The organism is Agrococcus jenensis (genome assembly GCF_003752465.1).
GTDB classification, from domain to species: domain Bacteria; phylum Actinomycetota; class Actinomycetes; order Actinomycetales; family Microbacteriaceae; genus Agrococcus; species Agrococcus jenensis.
On sequence record NZ_RKHJ01000001.1, the window covers coordinates 2895946 to 2910047 of the forward strand.

General features: G+C 74.1%; 16 protein-coding genes. 7 read left to right on the forward strand and 9 right to left on the reverse strand.

The window, feature by feature from the left end; genetic code table 11:
* Nucleotides 1–16: 16 nt before the first annotated feature.
* From EDD26_RS14185 to murI, 5 genes are all read right to left on the reverse strand, one after another.
* Nucleotides 17–766: a metal ABC transporter ATP-binding protein gene (locus EDD26_RS14185; RefSeq protein WP_123698292.1), complete on the reverse strand. Its 750-nt coding sequence runs from the start codon at nt 764–766 to the stop codon at nt 17–19.
* Nucleotides 763–1695, reverse strand: a complete 933-nt coding sequence (locus EDD26_RS14190) for a metal ABC transporter solute-binding protein, Zn/Mn family (RefSeq protein WP_123698293.1) — start codon at nt 1693–1695, stop codon at nt 763–765. The genes EDD26_RS14185 and EDD26_RS14190 overlap by 4 nt, the downstream gene beginning before the upstream one ends.
* Nucleotides 1696–1905: 210 nt before the next feature.
* Nucleotides 1906–2535, reverse strand: coding sequence for an RdgB/HAM1 family non-canonical purine NTP pyrophosphatase (gene rdgB / locus EDD26_RS14195; RefSeq protein WP_123698294.1), 630 nt, complete (start codon nt 2533–2535; stop codon nt 1906–1908).
* A complete protein-coding gene (gene rph / locus EDD26_RS14200; protein WP_123698295.1) occupies nt 2532–3266 on the reverse strand; it encodes a ribonuclease PH in 735 nt (244 codons plus the stop codon). The genes rdgB and rph overlap by 4 nt, the downstream gene beginning before the upstream one ends.
* Before the next feature lie 11 nt (nt 3267–3277).
* Nucleotides 3278–4114: a glutamate racemase gene (gene murI / locus EDD26_RS14205; RefSeq protein WP_123698296.1), complete on the reverse strand. Its 837-nt coding sequence runs from the start codon at nt 4112–4114 to the stop codon at nt 3278–3280.
* A gap of 102 nt (nt 4115–4216) precedes the next feature.
* On the opposite strand from murI, the gene EDD26_RS14210 reads away from it, so the two are divergent.
* The 4 genes from EDD26_RS14210 to EDD26_RS14225 are packed head-to-tail and all read left to right on the forward strand — an operon-like array spanning nt 4217 to nt 7326.
* The gene (locus tag EDD26_RS14210) at nt 4217–5029 is read left to right on the forward strand and encodes an ABC transporter ATP-binding protein (RefSeq protein WP_123698297.1); all 813 of its coding nucleotides are present in this window, start codon (nt 4217–4219) and stop codon (nt 5027–5029) included.
* Between the two features lie 13 nt (nt 5030–5042).
* Entirely contained in the window at nt 5043–5684 is a 642-nt protein-coding gene (locus EDD26_RS14215) for an ABC transporter permease (RefSeq protein WP_123698298.1), read from the forward strand.
* On the forward strand, nt 5660–6394 hold the full coding sequence (locus tag EDD26_RS14220) for an ABC transporter permease (RefSeq protein WP_245989949.1): 735 nt from the start codon (nt 5660–5662) through the stop codon (nt 6392–6394). The genes EDD26_RS14215 and EDD26_RS14220 overlap by 25 nt, the downstream gene beginning before the upstream one ends.
* Nucleotides 6391–7326 carry an ABC transporter substrate-binding protein gene (locus tag EDD26_RS14225; protein ID WP_123698299.1) on the forward strand — a complete coding sequence of 312 codons (936 nt, stop codon included), beginning with the start codon at nt 6391–6393 and terminating at the stop codon, nt 7324–7326. Before EDD26_RS14220 ends, EDD26_RS14225 begins: the two co-directional genes overlap by 4 nt.
* Nucleotides 7327–7342: 16 nt before the next feature.
* Here EDD26_RS14225 and EDD26_RS14230 read toward each other — a convergent pair whose 3' ends face one another.
* Nucleotides 7343–7882: a GNAT family N-acetyltransferase gene (locus tag EDD26_RS14230; RefSeq protein ID WP_123698300.1), complete on the reverse strand. Its 540-nt coding sequence runs from the start codon at nt 7880–7882 to the stop codon at nt 7343–7345.
* A 66-nt stretch (nt 7883–7948) separates the two neighbouring features.
* On the opposite strand from EDD26_RS14230, the gene EDD26_RS14235 reads away from it, so the two are divergent.
* Entirely contained in the window at nt 7949–9238 is a 1290-nt protein-coding gene (locus EDD26_RS14235; RefSeq protein ID WP_123698632.1) for a nicotinate phosphoribosyltransferase, read from the forward strand.
* A 7-nt stretch (nt 9239–9245) separates the two neighbouring features.
* Here EDD26_RS14235 and EDD26_RS14240 read toward each other — a convergent pair whose 3' ends face one another.
* On the reverse strand, nt 9246–9539 hold the full coding sequence (locus EDD26_RS14240) for a DUF3039 domain-containing protein (RefSeq protein ID WP_123698301.1): 294 nt from the start codon (nt 9537–9539) through the stop codon (nt 9246–9248).
* A 125-nt stretch (nt 9540–9664) separates the two neighbouring features.
* Between EDD26_RS14240 and EDD26_RS14245 the strand changes: the two genes are divergently transcribed.
* Nucleotides 9665–10570, forward strand: a complete 906-nt coding sequence (locus EDD26_RS14245) for a hypothetical protein (RefSeq protein ID WP_211333871.1) — start codon at nt 9665–9667, stop codon at nt 10568–10570.
* Here the strand turns inward: EDD26_RS14245 and EDD26_RS14250 are convergent.
* Nucleotides 10567–11952, reverse strand: coding sequence for a S1C family serine protease (locus EDD26_RS14250; RefSeq protein WP_170165647.1), 1386 nt, complete (start codon nt 11950–11952; stop codon nt 10567–10569). The genes EDD26_RS14245 and EDD26_RS14250 overlap by 4 nt on opposite strands.
* Nucleotides 11953–12044: 92 nt before the next feature.
* On the opposite strand from EDD26_RS14250, the gene EDD26_RS14255 reads away from it, so the two are divergent.
* Nucleotides 12045–13253, forward strand: coding sequence for an aminotransferase class I/II-fold pyridoxal phosphate-dependent enzyme (locus EDD26_RS14255; protein ID WP_123698303.1), 1209 nt, complete (start codon nt 12045–12047; stop codon nt 13251–13253).
* Nucleotides 13254–13292: 39 nt separating this feature from the next.
* On the opposite strand, the gene EDD26_RS14260 is transcribed toward EDD26_RS14255, so the two are convergent.
* The gene (locus tag EDD26_RS14260; protein ID WP_123698304.1) at nt 13293–14093 is read right to left on the reverse strand and encodes a nitrilase-related carbon-nitrogen hydrolase; all 801 of its coding nucleotides are present in this window, start codon (nt 14091–14093) and stop codon (nt 13293–13295) included.
* Nucleotides 14094–14102: the final 9 nt, after the last annotated feature.

Here is a 14102-nt window from a genome sequence, read left to right on the forward strand (position 1 = left end):
GAGCGTCCCGTCCACGTCAGGCCTCCTCGCGGGTGCCGGCGCCGAACGCCTCGGCGATGCGCTCGGGCGTGAGCACCTCGTGCGGCGGCCCGTGGTGCAGCAGCCGGCCGCGCAGCAGCAGCACCGCGTCGACGAGCTCGGCGACGCCCGAGAGGTCGTGGTGCACGATGACGACGGTGCGGCCGCGATCGCGGAGCCCGCGCAGCACCTCGGTGATCTGCGCCTCGCTCGTGCGGTCGACGCCCGCGAACGGCTCGTCGAGCAGCAGCAGCTCGGCATCCTGCGCCATCGCGCGCGCCACGAATGCGCGCTTCCGCTGCCCGCCCGAGAGCTCGCCGATCGGCCGGTCGGCGAGGTCGTCGATGCGCAGCAGGTCGAGCGCCTCGTCGACCGCGGCGCGGTCGGCGGCGCGCGGGATGCGCAGCATGCCCATCCGCCCGTAGCGGCCGGTCGTGACGACGTCGCGCACCGTGATGGGGAAGTCCCAGTCGACGGACTCCGCTTGCGGCACCGACGCGACGAGGCCCGCGCGCCGCGCCTCCTTCGGCGTGCGGCCGAGGATGCGCACGGTGCCCTCGTGCGGCACGCGCTCGAGGACGGCCGAGAGCATCGACGACTTGCCCGAGCCGTTGACGCCCACGAGCCCGGTGATCTCGCCGGCGCGGATGCGCACGGTCACGTCGGCGAGCGCGCGGACGTCGCCGTAGCGCACGCCGAGCCGCTCGGTGACGATCGCGTCGGTCGTCGGGTGCTGGAAGGCCGTCATCCGCCCAGGCCTTCCAGGATCGCGTCGACGTCGTGCTCGATGAGCGCGAGGTAGGTGGGGGCGGGACCGCCCGGCGCGGAGAGCGAGTCGACGTGCAGGCTGCCGTCGAAGCGCACGCCGGCGTTCCGCGCGATCTGCTGTTGCGTGCCCGGATGCGTCGTCGACTCGCAGAAGACGGTCGGCACGCCGGTGCGCTCGACGGCCGCTGCGACTTCCGCGATCGACTGCGGCGTGCCCTGGCCGCCGGCGTTCACGGGCCAGAGGCTCGCCTCGGCGAGGCCGGCGTCGCGCGCCAGGTAGCTGAAGGCGCCCTCGCACGTGACGAGGATGCGGTGCGCCTCGGGCAGGGCGGCGACGCCGTCGCGCAGCCGGTCGCCGAGGCGCTCAAGCTCGGCGGTGATCGCCGCCGCCCGTCGGTCGATCGCGGCACGCTCGGCGGGGACGAGGTCGCCGATCGCGACCCGCAGCGCCTCGACGTAGGCCGCGCCCTCGGCCGGCGACACCCACGCGTGCGCGTTCGGGTTGCCGGCGTAGTGGCCGGTCTCGATCGGGATCGGCTCGACGACGTCGCTCAGCACCACGTGCGGCGCAGCCGCGCGCTCGACGAGCGTGAGCAGCCAGTCGTCGATGCCCATCCCGTTCGTCACCACGAGGTCGGCGCCCTCGGTGCGGACCAGGTCGCCGGGCGTCGGCTCGTAGTCGTGCACCTCGACGCCGGGGCGCGTGAGCGACTCGACCCGCGCGGCGTCGCCCGCGACCTCGCGGGCGAGGTCGGCGATGACCGTGAAGGTCGCGAGCACGAGCGGGCGGCCGTCGTCGGCGGGCGCGGGTGCCGCGGCGCCCGGCGCGGCGCAGCCCGCCAGCGGCGCGAGCGCGCACGCAGCGGCGAGCGCGGCGATTCGCCTCCCCGCACGCACATCTTTCGGCATGCCGAAATCATGGCATGGCAGTCGCGCTCGTGCCACCCTCCCCGAGCGCGCAGGCCCCGACTCGTTCCGATCGTAGATTGGTCACGTATGGCGCACGTGACCACCCGATCCGAGCCGCGAGCGACCATTCGACGCGATTGCCGGGCGCAAGCGACCACTCGACGCCCTCGCCGGGCGCGAGCGACCAATCGACGTGCGGCGGGTTCAGCGTCAGGCGCGCTGGATGCGGGCGGCGAGCGCCTCGAAGGCGATGCGTCGGTGGCTCCGCGCGTCCTTCTCCTCGGCGCTCAGCTCCGCGGCGGCGCGGCCGTCGCCGTCGTGCGGCAGGAAGATCGGGTCGTACCCGAACCCGCCCTCGCCGCGCGGCGCATCCGCGACCGTGCCCGCCCACTCGCCGCGCTCGACGAGCTCGCCGTCGGCGTCGACCCAGGCGGCCGCGCAGACGAAGCTCGCCGCGCGATCCGTGCGGCCCTCGAGGTTCGCGAGCAGCAGCTGCAGGTTGTCGAGGTCCTCGCGCGTGCCGGCGTAGCGCGCCGAGTGGATGCCGGGGGCGCCGTCCAGCGCGTCGACCGCGATGCCGGAGTCGTCCGCGAGCGCCGGCAGGCCGGTGCGCTCGTGCGCGGCGCGCGCCTTGATGAGCGCGTTCGCCTCGAACGTGTCGCCGTCCTCGACGGGCTCGGGCCCGTCGTCGGGCAGCAGCTCGACGCCCGGCAGCAGCGGCGAGAGGATGCGCTGCAGCTCCTCGATCTTGTGCGGGTTGCGGGTCGCGACGACGACCTGCAGGCCGCCGCCGCGCACGTCGACGCCGGTGGCGCCGAAGCCCGTGTCGACGGGGGTCATGCGAGCGCCTCGCGCTGCAGCTGGGTGAGCCGCTGGGTGCCGGCGAGCGCGAGGTCGACCATCGCGTCGAGCTCCGAGCGGTCGAAGGGCGCACCCTCGGCGGTGCCCTGCACCTCGACGAGCAGGCCGCGGCCGGTCGCGACGACGTTCATGTCGGTGCCGGCCCGCACGTCCTCGACGTAGGCGAGGTCGAGCAGCGGCCTGCCGTCGACGATGCCGACCGAGATCGCGGCGACGGAGTCGATGATGGGCTTGGCGCTCGCGGGGACGCGGCCGTTGGCCTGCGCCCACGCGATCGCGTCGGCGAGCGCGACGTAGGCGCCGGTGATGGCGGCGGTGCGGGTGCCGCCGTCGGCCTGCAGCACGTCGCAGTCGACCGCGATCGAGAGCTCGCCGAGCGCGCGCATGTCGACCGCCGCGCGGAGCGACCGGCCGATGAGCCGCGAGATCTCGTGCGTGCGCCCGCCGACGCGGCCCTTGATGCTCTCCCGGTCCATGCGCTCGTTCGTCGAGCGCGGCAGCATGGCGTACTCCGCCGTCACCCAGCCCTTGCCCTTGCCCGACATCCATCGCGGCACGGAGGGCATGACGGATGCGGTGCAGAGCACGCGCGTGGAGCCGAACGAGATGAGGGCGCTGCCCTCCGCCTGCTCGCTCCAGCCGCGCTCGATCGTCACCTGCCGCAGCTCGTCGGCCTGCCGGCCGTCCTTGCGCGTGCCTGTGTCAGCCACGGTGATCTCCTTCAGTCGGTGCGGCCGGGGAGCTGGATGACCCCGGTCTGGTGGAACTCGACGTGCGTGACCTCCGGCCCGAGGAAGCGGCGGGCGAGCCGCAGGAAGGGCTCCTGCGCCTCGGTCGTCGCCTCGAACTCGTAGGCCGGGATCGCGCCCGGCGGCGCGAGCAGCTGCCGGTCGCTCAGGATGCGGTAGACGTCGGCCGCCGTCTCCTCGGCGCTCGACACGAGCCGCACGTCCGGGCCGGCGACGTAGCCGATCGCGCCGGCGAGCAGCGGGTAGTGGGTGCAGCCGAGCACGAGCGTGTCGGGGCGCTCCGCGAGCAGCGGCTCGAGGTACTCGTGCGCGGCGGCGAGCACCTCGTCGCCGGTCGTGACGCCGGACTCGACGAACTCGACGAACCGCGGCGCGGCCCCCGCGGCAACGTGCGGCACCCCGGCCTCGGCGAACGCGCGCTGGTACGCGCCCGAGCCGATCGTGCCGGCCGTGCCGATCACGCCGATCCGCCCCGACCTGCTCTGCCGCACGGCGGCGCGCACGGCCGGGTCGATGACCTCGACGACCGGGATGCCCATGCCCTCCTCGTAGCGCTCGCGCGCGATGTCGAGGGTCGCGGCCGAGGCGGTGTTGCACGCGATGACGAGCATCTTCACGCCCTGCGCGACGAGCGTGTCGAGCACGTCGAGCGCCAGGCGGCGCACCTCGGCCTGCGCGCGCGGGCCGTAGGGGCCGTTCGCGGTGTCGCCGATGTAGGTGATCGACTCGGCGGGCAGCTGGTCGATGATGGCGCGCGCCACGGTGAGACCGCCGACGCCGCTGTCGAAGACTCCGATCGGGCGCTGCACGTCGGCCAGCCTAGCCGCGGCGCGCGGAGCGGCTCGCGCACCGCCTGGGGCGTCGTGTCAGCGGGGCGCGGTATCGTCTGCATCCCGACGGCAGGAGTCCGCGTGATCGAGTTCGCATCCGTGCGCAAGGAGTATCCCGGCGGCACGGTCGCGGTCGAGGACTTCAGCCTCACGATCCCCTCGCATGCCGTCGCGGTGCTCGTCGGCTCCTCCGGCTGCGGCAAGACGACGCTGCTGCGCATGATCAACCGCATGGTCGAGCCCTCCGGCGGCACCGTCAGCATCGACGGCGTCGACGTGCGCTCGATGGATGCCGTGAAGCTGCGCCGCTCGATCGGCTACGTGCTGCAGGCGGGCGGCCTGCTCCCCCACCGCACGATCGCCGACAACGTCGCGACCGTGCCGGTGCTCGAGGGCCGCAGCCGCAGGCAGGCTCGGCAGGATGCGCTCGGCCTGCTCGAGCGCGTCGGCCTCGACACCGCGCTCGCCGACCGCTACCCCGGGCAGCTCTCCGGCGGGCAGCAGCAGCGCGTCGGCGTCGCCCGCGCGCTCGCCGCCGACCCCAACATCCTGCTCATGGACGAGCCGTTCGGCGCCGTCGACCCGATCGTGCGCGACCAGCTGCAGGCCGAGATGCGGTCGCTGCAGGCCGAGCTCGGCAAGACCATCGTCTTCGTCACGCACGACATCGACGAGGCCTTCGCGCTCGGCGACGAGGTGCTCGTGCTGCGGAAGGGCGCCGAGATCGCACAGCGCGGCACGCCCGCCGAGATCCTCGCGAACCCCGCGGACGAGTTCGTCGCGAGCTTCGTGGGCGCGGGCAGCGCTCGCCGCACGCTGCGCATCCGCGAGATCGACGGCCGCAGCATCGTCGTGGACGGCGACGACCGCCCGACCGGCGTGCTGGCGCGGTGAGGGCGGCGTCGCCATGACCTGGCTCAGCCAGAACCTCCACATCGTCGGTGCGCTGCTCGTCGACCACCTCGTGCTGTCGATCGTGCCGATCGTGCTCGCGATCCTCGTGTCGGTGCCGCTCGGCTGGCTCGCCGCCCGCTACCGCCGCGCCCGCACGCCGCTGCTCACCGGCACCGGCCTGCTCTACGCCGTGCCGTCGCTGCCGCTGTTCATCATCGTCGCGCCGATCATCGGGGTGCCCGTGCGCTCCCCCGTCACGATCGTCGTCGCGCTCACGCTCTACGGCGTGGCGCTGCTCGTGCGCGGCGCCGCCGACGCCTTCGGCTCGGTGCCCCGCGAGACGATGCTCGCGGCGGATGCCATGGGCCACTCCGCGTGGGCGCGCTTCTGGCGCGTCGAGCTGCCGCTCGCCGGCCCCGTGCTGCTGTCGTCGCTGCGCGTCGTGGTGGTCTCGACCGTGAGCCTCGTCACGGTCGGCGCCGTGGTCGGCGCGTCGAGCCTCGGCACGCTCTTCACCGACGGCTTCCAGCGCGGCATCGAGGCGTCGATCCTCACCGGCATCGTGCTGACCGTCGTCGTCGCGTTCGCGCTCGACGCGCTCGTCGTGCTCGCGGGCAGGCTCGCGATGCCGTGGCGGCGGGCGGTGGCGGCGTGAACCTGTTCGCGGAGGCGATGGCCTACCTGCTCGACCCGGCCAACTGGGCAGGGGACGGCAGCATCGGCCTGCGGATCCTCGAGCACCTCGCGTTCTCGGGCGCCGTGCTGCTCGTCGCCGCGGCCATCGGCGTGCCCGCCGGGGTGCTCATCGGGCACACCGGCCGCGGCCGCGGGCTCGTCATCGCGCTGACGAGCGGCGCGCGCGCGATCCCCACGCTCGGACTGCTGACGATCTTCGGGCTGCTGCTCGGCATCGGGTTCGAGGCGCCCTTCCTCGCGCTCGTCGTGCTCGCGCTGCCGCCCGTGCTCGCGGGCGCCTACGCCGGCGTCGAGTCGGTCGACCGGCTCGTGATCGGCGGGGCGCGGGCGATCGGCATGACCGAGCGGCAGATCCTCACCGGCGTCGAGCTGCCGCTCGCGAGCCCGGTGCTCATCGGCGGGCTCCGCTCCGCGGCGCTGCAGGTCATCTCGACGGCGACGCTCGCCGCCTACGTCTCCGACACCGGCCTCGGCCGGCTCATCTTCTCCGGCCTGAAGACCCGCGACTACGGCGTCATGCTCGCCGGCTCGCTGCTCGTCGCGCTGCTCGCGCTCGTCGTCGAGCTGCTGTTCCAAGCCGCCCAATCCGCGGCGGCCCGCCGCGCCGAACCACTCGGCACCCCACGCACCACCGCGCGCGCACGCGCATCAGAGAGGAACTCCGCATGACCACTCCCATTCGCAGGACGGGCCTCGCGCTCGCCGCGCTCGGCACCGCCGGTGTCGTCCTGGCCGGCTGCTCGAGCGCCGACCCGCTCGAGGAGAGCCCCACCACCGCGCCGAGCGGCAGCGGCGAGAGCACGACGCTCGTCGTCGGCTCGCAGGACTACTACTCGAACGAGATCATCGCCGAGCTCTACGCGCAGGGCCTCGAGGACGCCGGCTACACGATCGACCGCCAGCTGCGCATCGGGCAGCGCGAGGTCTACCTGCCCGAGATCGAGTCCGGCTCGATCGACCTCTTCCCGGAGTACACCGGCCCGCTGCTGCAGGTCTGGGCCGACGCACCCGAGGAGCGCGAGAGCGACGAGGTCTACGCCGCCCTCACCGAGGCTGCGCCCGAGGGCATCACGGTCCTCGACCAGGCGCCCGCGACCGACCAGGACTCCTACGTCGTGACGCGCGAGTTCGCCGAGCAGTACGACCTCACGACGGTCGCCGACCTCGCGAACGTCGACGTGCCGCTCACGATGGGCGCGAACTCCGAGGCCGAGACGCGGCCGAACGGGCCGCAGGGCCTCGCCGACGTCTACGGCATCGAGGTCGGCTTCACGCCGATCGAGGACGGCGGCGGCCCGCTCACCGTGCGCGCGCTGCAGGACGGCGACGTCCAGCTCGCGATCCTCTACACCGCGCAGCCCGAGATCGCCGAGAACGACCTCGTCGTGCTCGAGGACACCGAGGGCCTCTTCCTGTCGTCGAACGTCGTCCCGGTCGCGAGCGACCGCGTCGACGAGGAGGCACAGGCGGTCGTCAACGAGATCAGCGCGGCGCTCACGTCGGAGGAGCTCATCGAGCTCAACCGCCGCAGCACCGTCGACCAGTCGCCGGCCGCCGACATCGCGGCCACGTGGCTCGAGGAGCAGGGGCTGCTCGGCTGAGCACGCCTCGTCGGGGTCAGTCCTTCAGCATGCGATGCATGCTGATGTGGCCCCATGTCGGGCCGGTCGACACCCGCTCGTCCAGGTGACGGAACCCGCGCCGCTCGTAGAACCGAGCGGCGCGGGCGTTCCCGTCGATGAGCCAGAGGTAGTGCGGCCGCTCGTCGACGACCTCGTCGAAGAGCACGCCGCCGAGGCCCGTGCCGTGCAGGTCGGCGTGCACGTAGAGGCGCGCGAGCTCGCGCGCAGCCGGTGCCGGCACGAAGCCGAGCTCGACCTCCCACGCCGCCGGGGCGGGCTCGGCGGCTGCGACGCCGACGATGCGGTCGCCGCGCCACGCGATGCGCCGCTGCGCGTCGCCGGGCGCCGCGAAGGCGTCGGCGAGCCCCTGGATGTCGGCCTGCGCGAGGCCGTCCTCGTGGAAGGCGTCCGGCAGCAGGCCGGCGTAGGTGCGCAGCTGCTCCTCGACGAGGAACAGCGCCCACGCGGGCGCGTCGGCCGGGGTCGGCGGGCGCAGCTCGACGCCATCGGGCAGGGGTCGGGGTGATGCGGGCACCGAGCCACGCTACCCGTCCCGCGCGGGGGCGCGTCATAGGCTTGCGCCGTGACCGACACCGCGCTCATGACCGACCGCTACGAGCTGACGATGATCGACGCCGCGCTGCGCGCCGGCACGGCGTTCCGGCCCTCCGTCTTCGAGGTGTTCGCGCGCCGGCTCCCGGGCGCCCGCCGCTACGGCGTCGTCGCCGGTACCGGCCGCTTCCTCGAGCTGCTCGCCGACTTCCGCTTCGGCGACGACGAGCTGCGCTTCCTGCGCGACGAGCACATCGTCTCGAGCGAGCTGCTCGACTGGCTCGCCGACTACCGGTTCTCGGGCGACATCCGCGGCTACGCGGAGGGCGAGCTGTACTTCCCGGGCTCCCCCATCCTCGTCGTCGAGGGCTCGTTCGCGGAGGCGGTCGTGCTCGAGACGCTCGCGCTCTCGGTGCTGAACTACGACTCGGCCGTCGCGAACGCCGCCACCCGCATGACGCGCGCGGCGAAGGGCCGCCCGGTCGCCGAGATGGGGTCGCGCCGCGCGAACGAGGAGGCGGCGATCGCCGCCGCCCGCGCCGCGTACATCGCCGGCTTCGGCGCCACCTCCAACCTCGCGGCCGGGTCGCGCTGGGGCATCCCCACGATGGGCACCGCGGCGCACTCCTTCACGCTGCTGCACGACTCCGAGGCGGCCGCCTTCCAGGCGCAGATCGACGCGCTCGGCGTGGGCACGACGCTGCTCGTCGACACCTACGACATCGAGCAGGGCATCCGCACGGCCATCGAGGTCGCCGGCACCGGCCTCGGCGGCATCCGCCTCGACTCCGGCGACCTCGACGAGGTCGCGACCGAGGCGCGGGCGCTGCTCGACTCGCTCGGCGCCACCGGCACGCGCATCACCGTCACGAGCGACCTCGACGAGTACGCGATCGCGGCGCTGCAGGCGAGCCCGGTGGACGCCTACGGCGTCGGCACGAGCCTCGTCACCGGCTCTGGGGCACCCGCCGCCGGCATGGTCTACAAGCTCGTCGCGCGGCAGGGCGACGACGGCGCGTGGGTCGGCGTCGCGAAGCACTCCGAGGACAAGGCGTCGAAGCCGGGCGAGAAGGTCGCGGTGCGCACGCTCGAGCAGGGCGTCGCGGTCGAGGAGACCGTGCTCGTCACCGACCACCGGCCGACCCTCGACGCGGCGGCGGCCGGCGGCCGCGCGCTGCAGGTGCCGCTCGTGCAGGGCGGCGAGATCGACGACCGCTGGCTCGGCCGGCAGGGCGTCGCCACCGCTCGTGAGCGCCACGACGCCGCGGTCGCGGAGCTGCCGAACGAGGCGCACCGCCTCGCGCGCGGCGAGCCGGTCATCCCGACCGTCTTCCGCTGAGGACGGCCTACTCCTCGCGCAGCTTCTCGTAGATCTCCTTGCAGGCGGGGCAGATCGGGAACTTCTCCGGGTCGCGGCCCGGCGTCCACTTCTTGCCGCACAGCGCGCGCACGGGCTTGCCCGAGAGCGCCGACTGCAGGATCTTCTCCTTCTTGACGTAGTGCGAGAACCGGTCGTGGTCGCCGTCCTCCACCGACTCCTCGTTGAGGAGCTTCTCGAGCTCGCGGTCGAGCACGTCGGTGCTCCCGCCGGCGCCGATCGAGCCGGGGCCTGCGGTGTCGGGGGCGGGCAGCTGCGTCATGCCACCATCATCCCACGACCCGGCATCCCACGCCCCGGCATCGCACGCTCAGCCCGCTCCCGGCTCGTCGCGGCATGCTTCTCGTCTGCGCCGGATGCACATCCGGCACCGGATGAGGGGGAACCATGCAGGAGATCGAACGCGACGACGACCTCGGCTGGCTCGTCGGCACGCTCGACCGCATCCTCGGCGTGCAGCGGCCGCTCGTGGTCAACCACCTGCGCTCGCTCCGCCGCAAGCACCCGGAGCTCTCGCCCGCGCAGGTGATCGAGCGGCTCAAGAAGCAGTACCTCGCCGCCGTCACGAGCGGCGGCGCGGCGGTCGGCGCGACCGCGGTCGCCCCCGGCATCGGCACCGCCGCGGCGCTCGGGCTGACCGTCGCCGAGACCGTCGGCTTCCTCGAGGCGAGCGCCTTCTTCGCGCAGGCGGTCACCGAGGTGCACGGCATCCACGTCGAGGACCCGGAGCGCGCGAAGGCGCTCGTCATGGGGCTCATGCTCGGCTCCGGCGGCAAGGCGCTCGTGAAGCGCGTCGCCGAGCAGTCGATGGGCCGCGGCGCGGCCGGCAGCGCCTTCTGGGGCGAGCTCGTCACGTCGCGCATGCCGACCGGCATGATGGGCCAGGTCGTGGACTTCCTGCGGCGCGCGTTCCTCAAGCGCATGGCGCGCAACACCGGCGCATCGATGCTGGGGCGCGCACTGCCCTTCGGGATCGGCGCCGTCGTCGGCGGCGTGGGCAACCACATCCTCGGCCGCCAGATCGTGCAGGCGGCACGCGAGGCCTTCGGTCCCCCGCCGGTCGCCTTCGACGCGAGCCTCGCCCCGGTCGTGCACGAGGTGCGGCCGAGCCTCGGCGAGCGGATCAGCGAGGCGCGCGCGATCGAGCGCGAGGGCCTCGGCGGCGGGCTCCGGCGCCTGCGGCAGCGGCGCGCCGACGTGCCGCCGGTCGACGAGGACCTGCCGCTCGAGGACAGCGCGCCGCCGGCCCCTCGCGGGACCGACGGCGCGGAGACCGACGGGGGTCGCGGCTAGCCGAGCTCGCTGAGCGTCACCTCGGCCTCGGCCTCGTCGCCGTCGCGGAGGTAGGTGACGGTCACGGTCTCGCCACCGGCATGGGCGCGCACCTGCGCGGTCGCATCGGTCGCGCCGGTCACGGGCTGCCCGTCGATCGCGGTCACGACGTCGCCCGCCTGCAGGCCTGCGGCGGCGGCCGCGCCGCCCTCGACCGTCTCTCGGATGAGCGCGCCCACGGTGCCGACGGAGGCGTCCGTCACGTCGCTCACCGACGCGCCGAGCAGGCCGTGGCTCGCGGTGCCGTCGGCGATGATCTCGTCGACCACGCGCTGCACGAGGCTCGACTCGATCGCGAAGCCGATGCCGATCGAGCCGGACGAGGTCTCCGAGCCCATGCTGGCGATCGCCACGTTGACGCCGACGAGCTGGCCCGCCGCGTTCAGCAGCGCGCCGCCGGAGTTGCCCGGGTTGATCGACGCATCCGTCTGCACGACCGGGATGGAGATGTCCTCCGCGGCCGCCTGGGTGCCGTCGGGCTGCCAGAAGCCGAAGGGCTGCTGCTGCGACTGGTCCTCCTCGCTCGGCGCGGCGCTCGAGGCGATGCGCAGGCCGCGGTCCACCGCCGAGACGATGCCGTCGGTCACGGAGTTCGAGAGGCCGAGCGGCGCGCCGATGGCGATCGCCGTGTCGCCGACGCGCACGTCGTCGCTCGCGGCGAAGGTGATGACCGGCAGCTCCGCGTCGACCTTGATGACGGCGAGGTCGACGATCGGGTCGGTGCCGACGATCTCGGCGGCGAGCAGCCGGCCGTCGCTCGTCTCGACCGTGATGGTCGCGTCGGCAGCCTGCCCGTCGAGCGTGACGACGTGGTTGTTCGTGACGATGTAGCCGCCGGCCGCGATCGCGACCCCGGACCCCTCGCCCGAGCCCGAGCTCGACGAGGCCTGCACGGTGACGACGGAGGGTCCGGCAGCCGCAGCGACGTCGGCGATCGTCGACGGGTCGGAGACCGTGTCGCCGGTCGCGCCGGCGCCCGGCGCCGACTGCGTCTGCGGCTGCTGCTGGCTGAGCGCGAGCGCGCCGCCGCCGAAGCCGGCCGCGCCGCCGAGCAGCGCCGCAGCGACGAGCGACGTCACGACCAGGCCGGTGCGCCGGGATGCGCGCGGCGCAGCCGCGGCGGGCGCCTGCTGCGCGCCGATCGGCGTGTAAGCCAGCGTCGGGTGCTCGGCGCCCGGTGCCCGTGGCGCGCTGGTGGCGTACGGGCCGCCCTGCAAGGACGGCGAGGAGGGCTGCTGCCAGCCCTGCCAGCGCTGGCCGTCGGGGGCCGGGGCGGGAGCGGGCTGCTGCGGCTGCTGCTGCGGGCCAGCGGGGTTCGGCACGCGATCGTACGGGTTCGTCATGTGCTCGAGCGTGGCACCCGAATCCATGCGGTTCCCATGCGATCCCGATGTCGAGCGTCGGAAGGGAGGCGGGAGCGAGTAGCGTTCGGAGCATGGAGCAGGCACCCTGGCAGCGGACCGCAGCGGGCGCAGGACTGCTCGGCGCGGACGGCCGGCTCGCGCCGACGATCTTCGCCGAGATGACCGCGCTCGCGTCGAAGACCGGCGCCCTCAACCTCGGGCAGGGCTTCCCCGACGAGGACGGCCCGCGGGCCGTGCTCGACGCGGCGAAGCACGCGATCGACCACGGTAGGAACCAGTACGGTCCCGGCCGCGGCAGCCAGGAGCTCATCGACGCGGTCGTCGAGCACCAGCGGCGCTTCTACGGCATCGGCCTCGGCCGCGGCGACGTGCTCGTCACGGCCGGTGCGACCGAGGCGCTCGCCGCGACGATGCTCGCCTACCTCTCCCCCGGCGACGAGGTGATCGTCTTCGAGCCGTACTACGACGCGTACGCCGCGGTCGCCGCGCTCGCCGGCGCGGTGCTCGTGCCCGTGCCGCTCGCCGCGCCCGACTTCCAGCCCGACCCCGACCGGCTGCAGCGCGCCGCGACGCCGCGCACGCGCATGATCATCGTGAACTCCCCGCACAACCCGACCGGCACCGTCTTCGACGAGGCGTCGATGCGGCACATCGTGCGCGTCGCCGAGCGCCGCGACGCGATCATCGTCACCGACGAGGTCTACGAGCACCTCGTCTACGACGAGCGGCACGTGCCGATCGCCACGATCGACGCGGCGCGCGACCGGCTCGTGTCGATCTCGTCGGCCGGCAAGACGTTCTCCGTCACCGGCTGGAAGGTCGGCTGGGTCATGTCGACCCCGGAGCGCATCGCCCAGATCAGCGCCGTCAAGCAGTACCTGACGTTCGTGAACGGCGCACCGTTCCAGCCCGCGGTCGCCGTCGGCCTGCGGCTCGCCGACGAGCACTTCGACACCATCCAGCAGACGTTCGCGCGCAAGCGCGACATCCTCGCGCGCGGGCTGCGGAAGGCCGGCTTCACGGTGCACGACGCGATGGCCGGGTACTTCCTGCTCGCCGACGCGGCGCCGCTCGGCATCGACGACGCGACGGCACTCGCTCGGCGCATGCCGGAGCTCGTCGGGGTCGTCGGCGTGCCGCTGCTGGCGCTCGCCCGACCCTCGCGGCGCGACCTCCGCTCGACCATGCGGTTCGCGTTCTGCAAGTCGGACGACACGCTGCACGAGGCCGCCTCGCGGCTCGCGGGGCTCAAGGACGCGGTGCTCCAGCCCGTGCCCTGAGCGCGCCGCGCAGCGCGCGCCGCGCAGCGCCCTCCGCGCTCAGGCGATGCGGTAGCGCCGGTTGGCGAGCGACGGGTTGCGCACGCGCGTCGCCGCGGTGACCTCCGCGTCGATCGGTGCGACGGCCAGGCCCTCCCCGTCGCCGAGCGCGGCGAGCGCCACGCCCATGGGGTCGACGATGAGCGAGCACCCCACGCCGAGCGGCGGTGCCTGGTCGGCGGCGACGACGTGCACCGTCGACTCGATGGCACGGGCCGTGACGAGCGTCGTCCAGTGGCGCTCCTTCTGCGGTCCGCGCACCCACTCGGCGGGCACGACGACGACGTCGGCGCCCGCGTCCACGAGCCGTCGCGTCGCCTCCGGGAACCGCAGGTCGTAGCAGGTCTGGATGCCGATGCGGGTGCCGAGCGCCTCCACGACGGGCACCTGCCCGGGGTCGCCGGCCGTCAGCCAGTCGGACTCGCTCGACCCGAACGCGTCGTAGAGGTGCACCTTGCGGTAGGCGACGCGCACCCCGGTCGCGTCGACGGCGACGACGGTGTTCGAGACGCCGCCATCCCGGCGCTCCAGCAGGCCGGCGACGACGAGCGCGCCGTGCGCGGTCGCGCGCTCCGTCAGCATCGCGACGAACGGTCCGTCGAGCTGCTCGGCGGCCGCCGGCGCGGTGGCGGCGAGGTCGCTCGAGCAGTGCTGCGAGTACTCGGGCAGCACGATGAGGCGAGCGCCGCGCGCGGCGGCCGCATCGATCCAGGCGGCCGCGGCATCCCGGTTCGCGTCCACGTCCTCGCCCGGCGCCCACTGCACGGCCGCGGCCGTCAGCACTCCGTCTCGCTCGTCCATGCTCCGAGC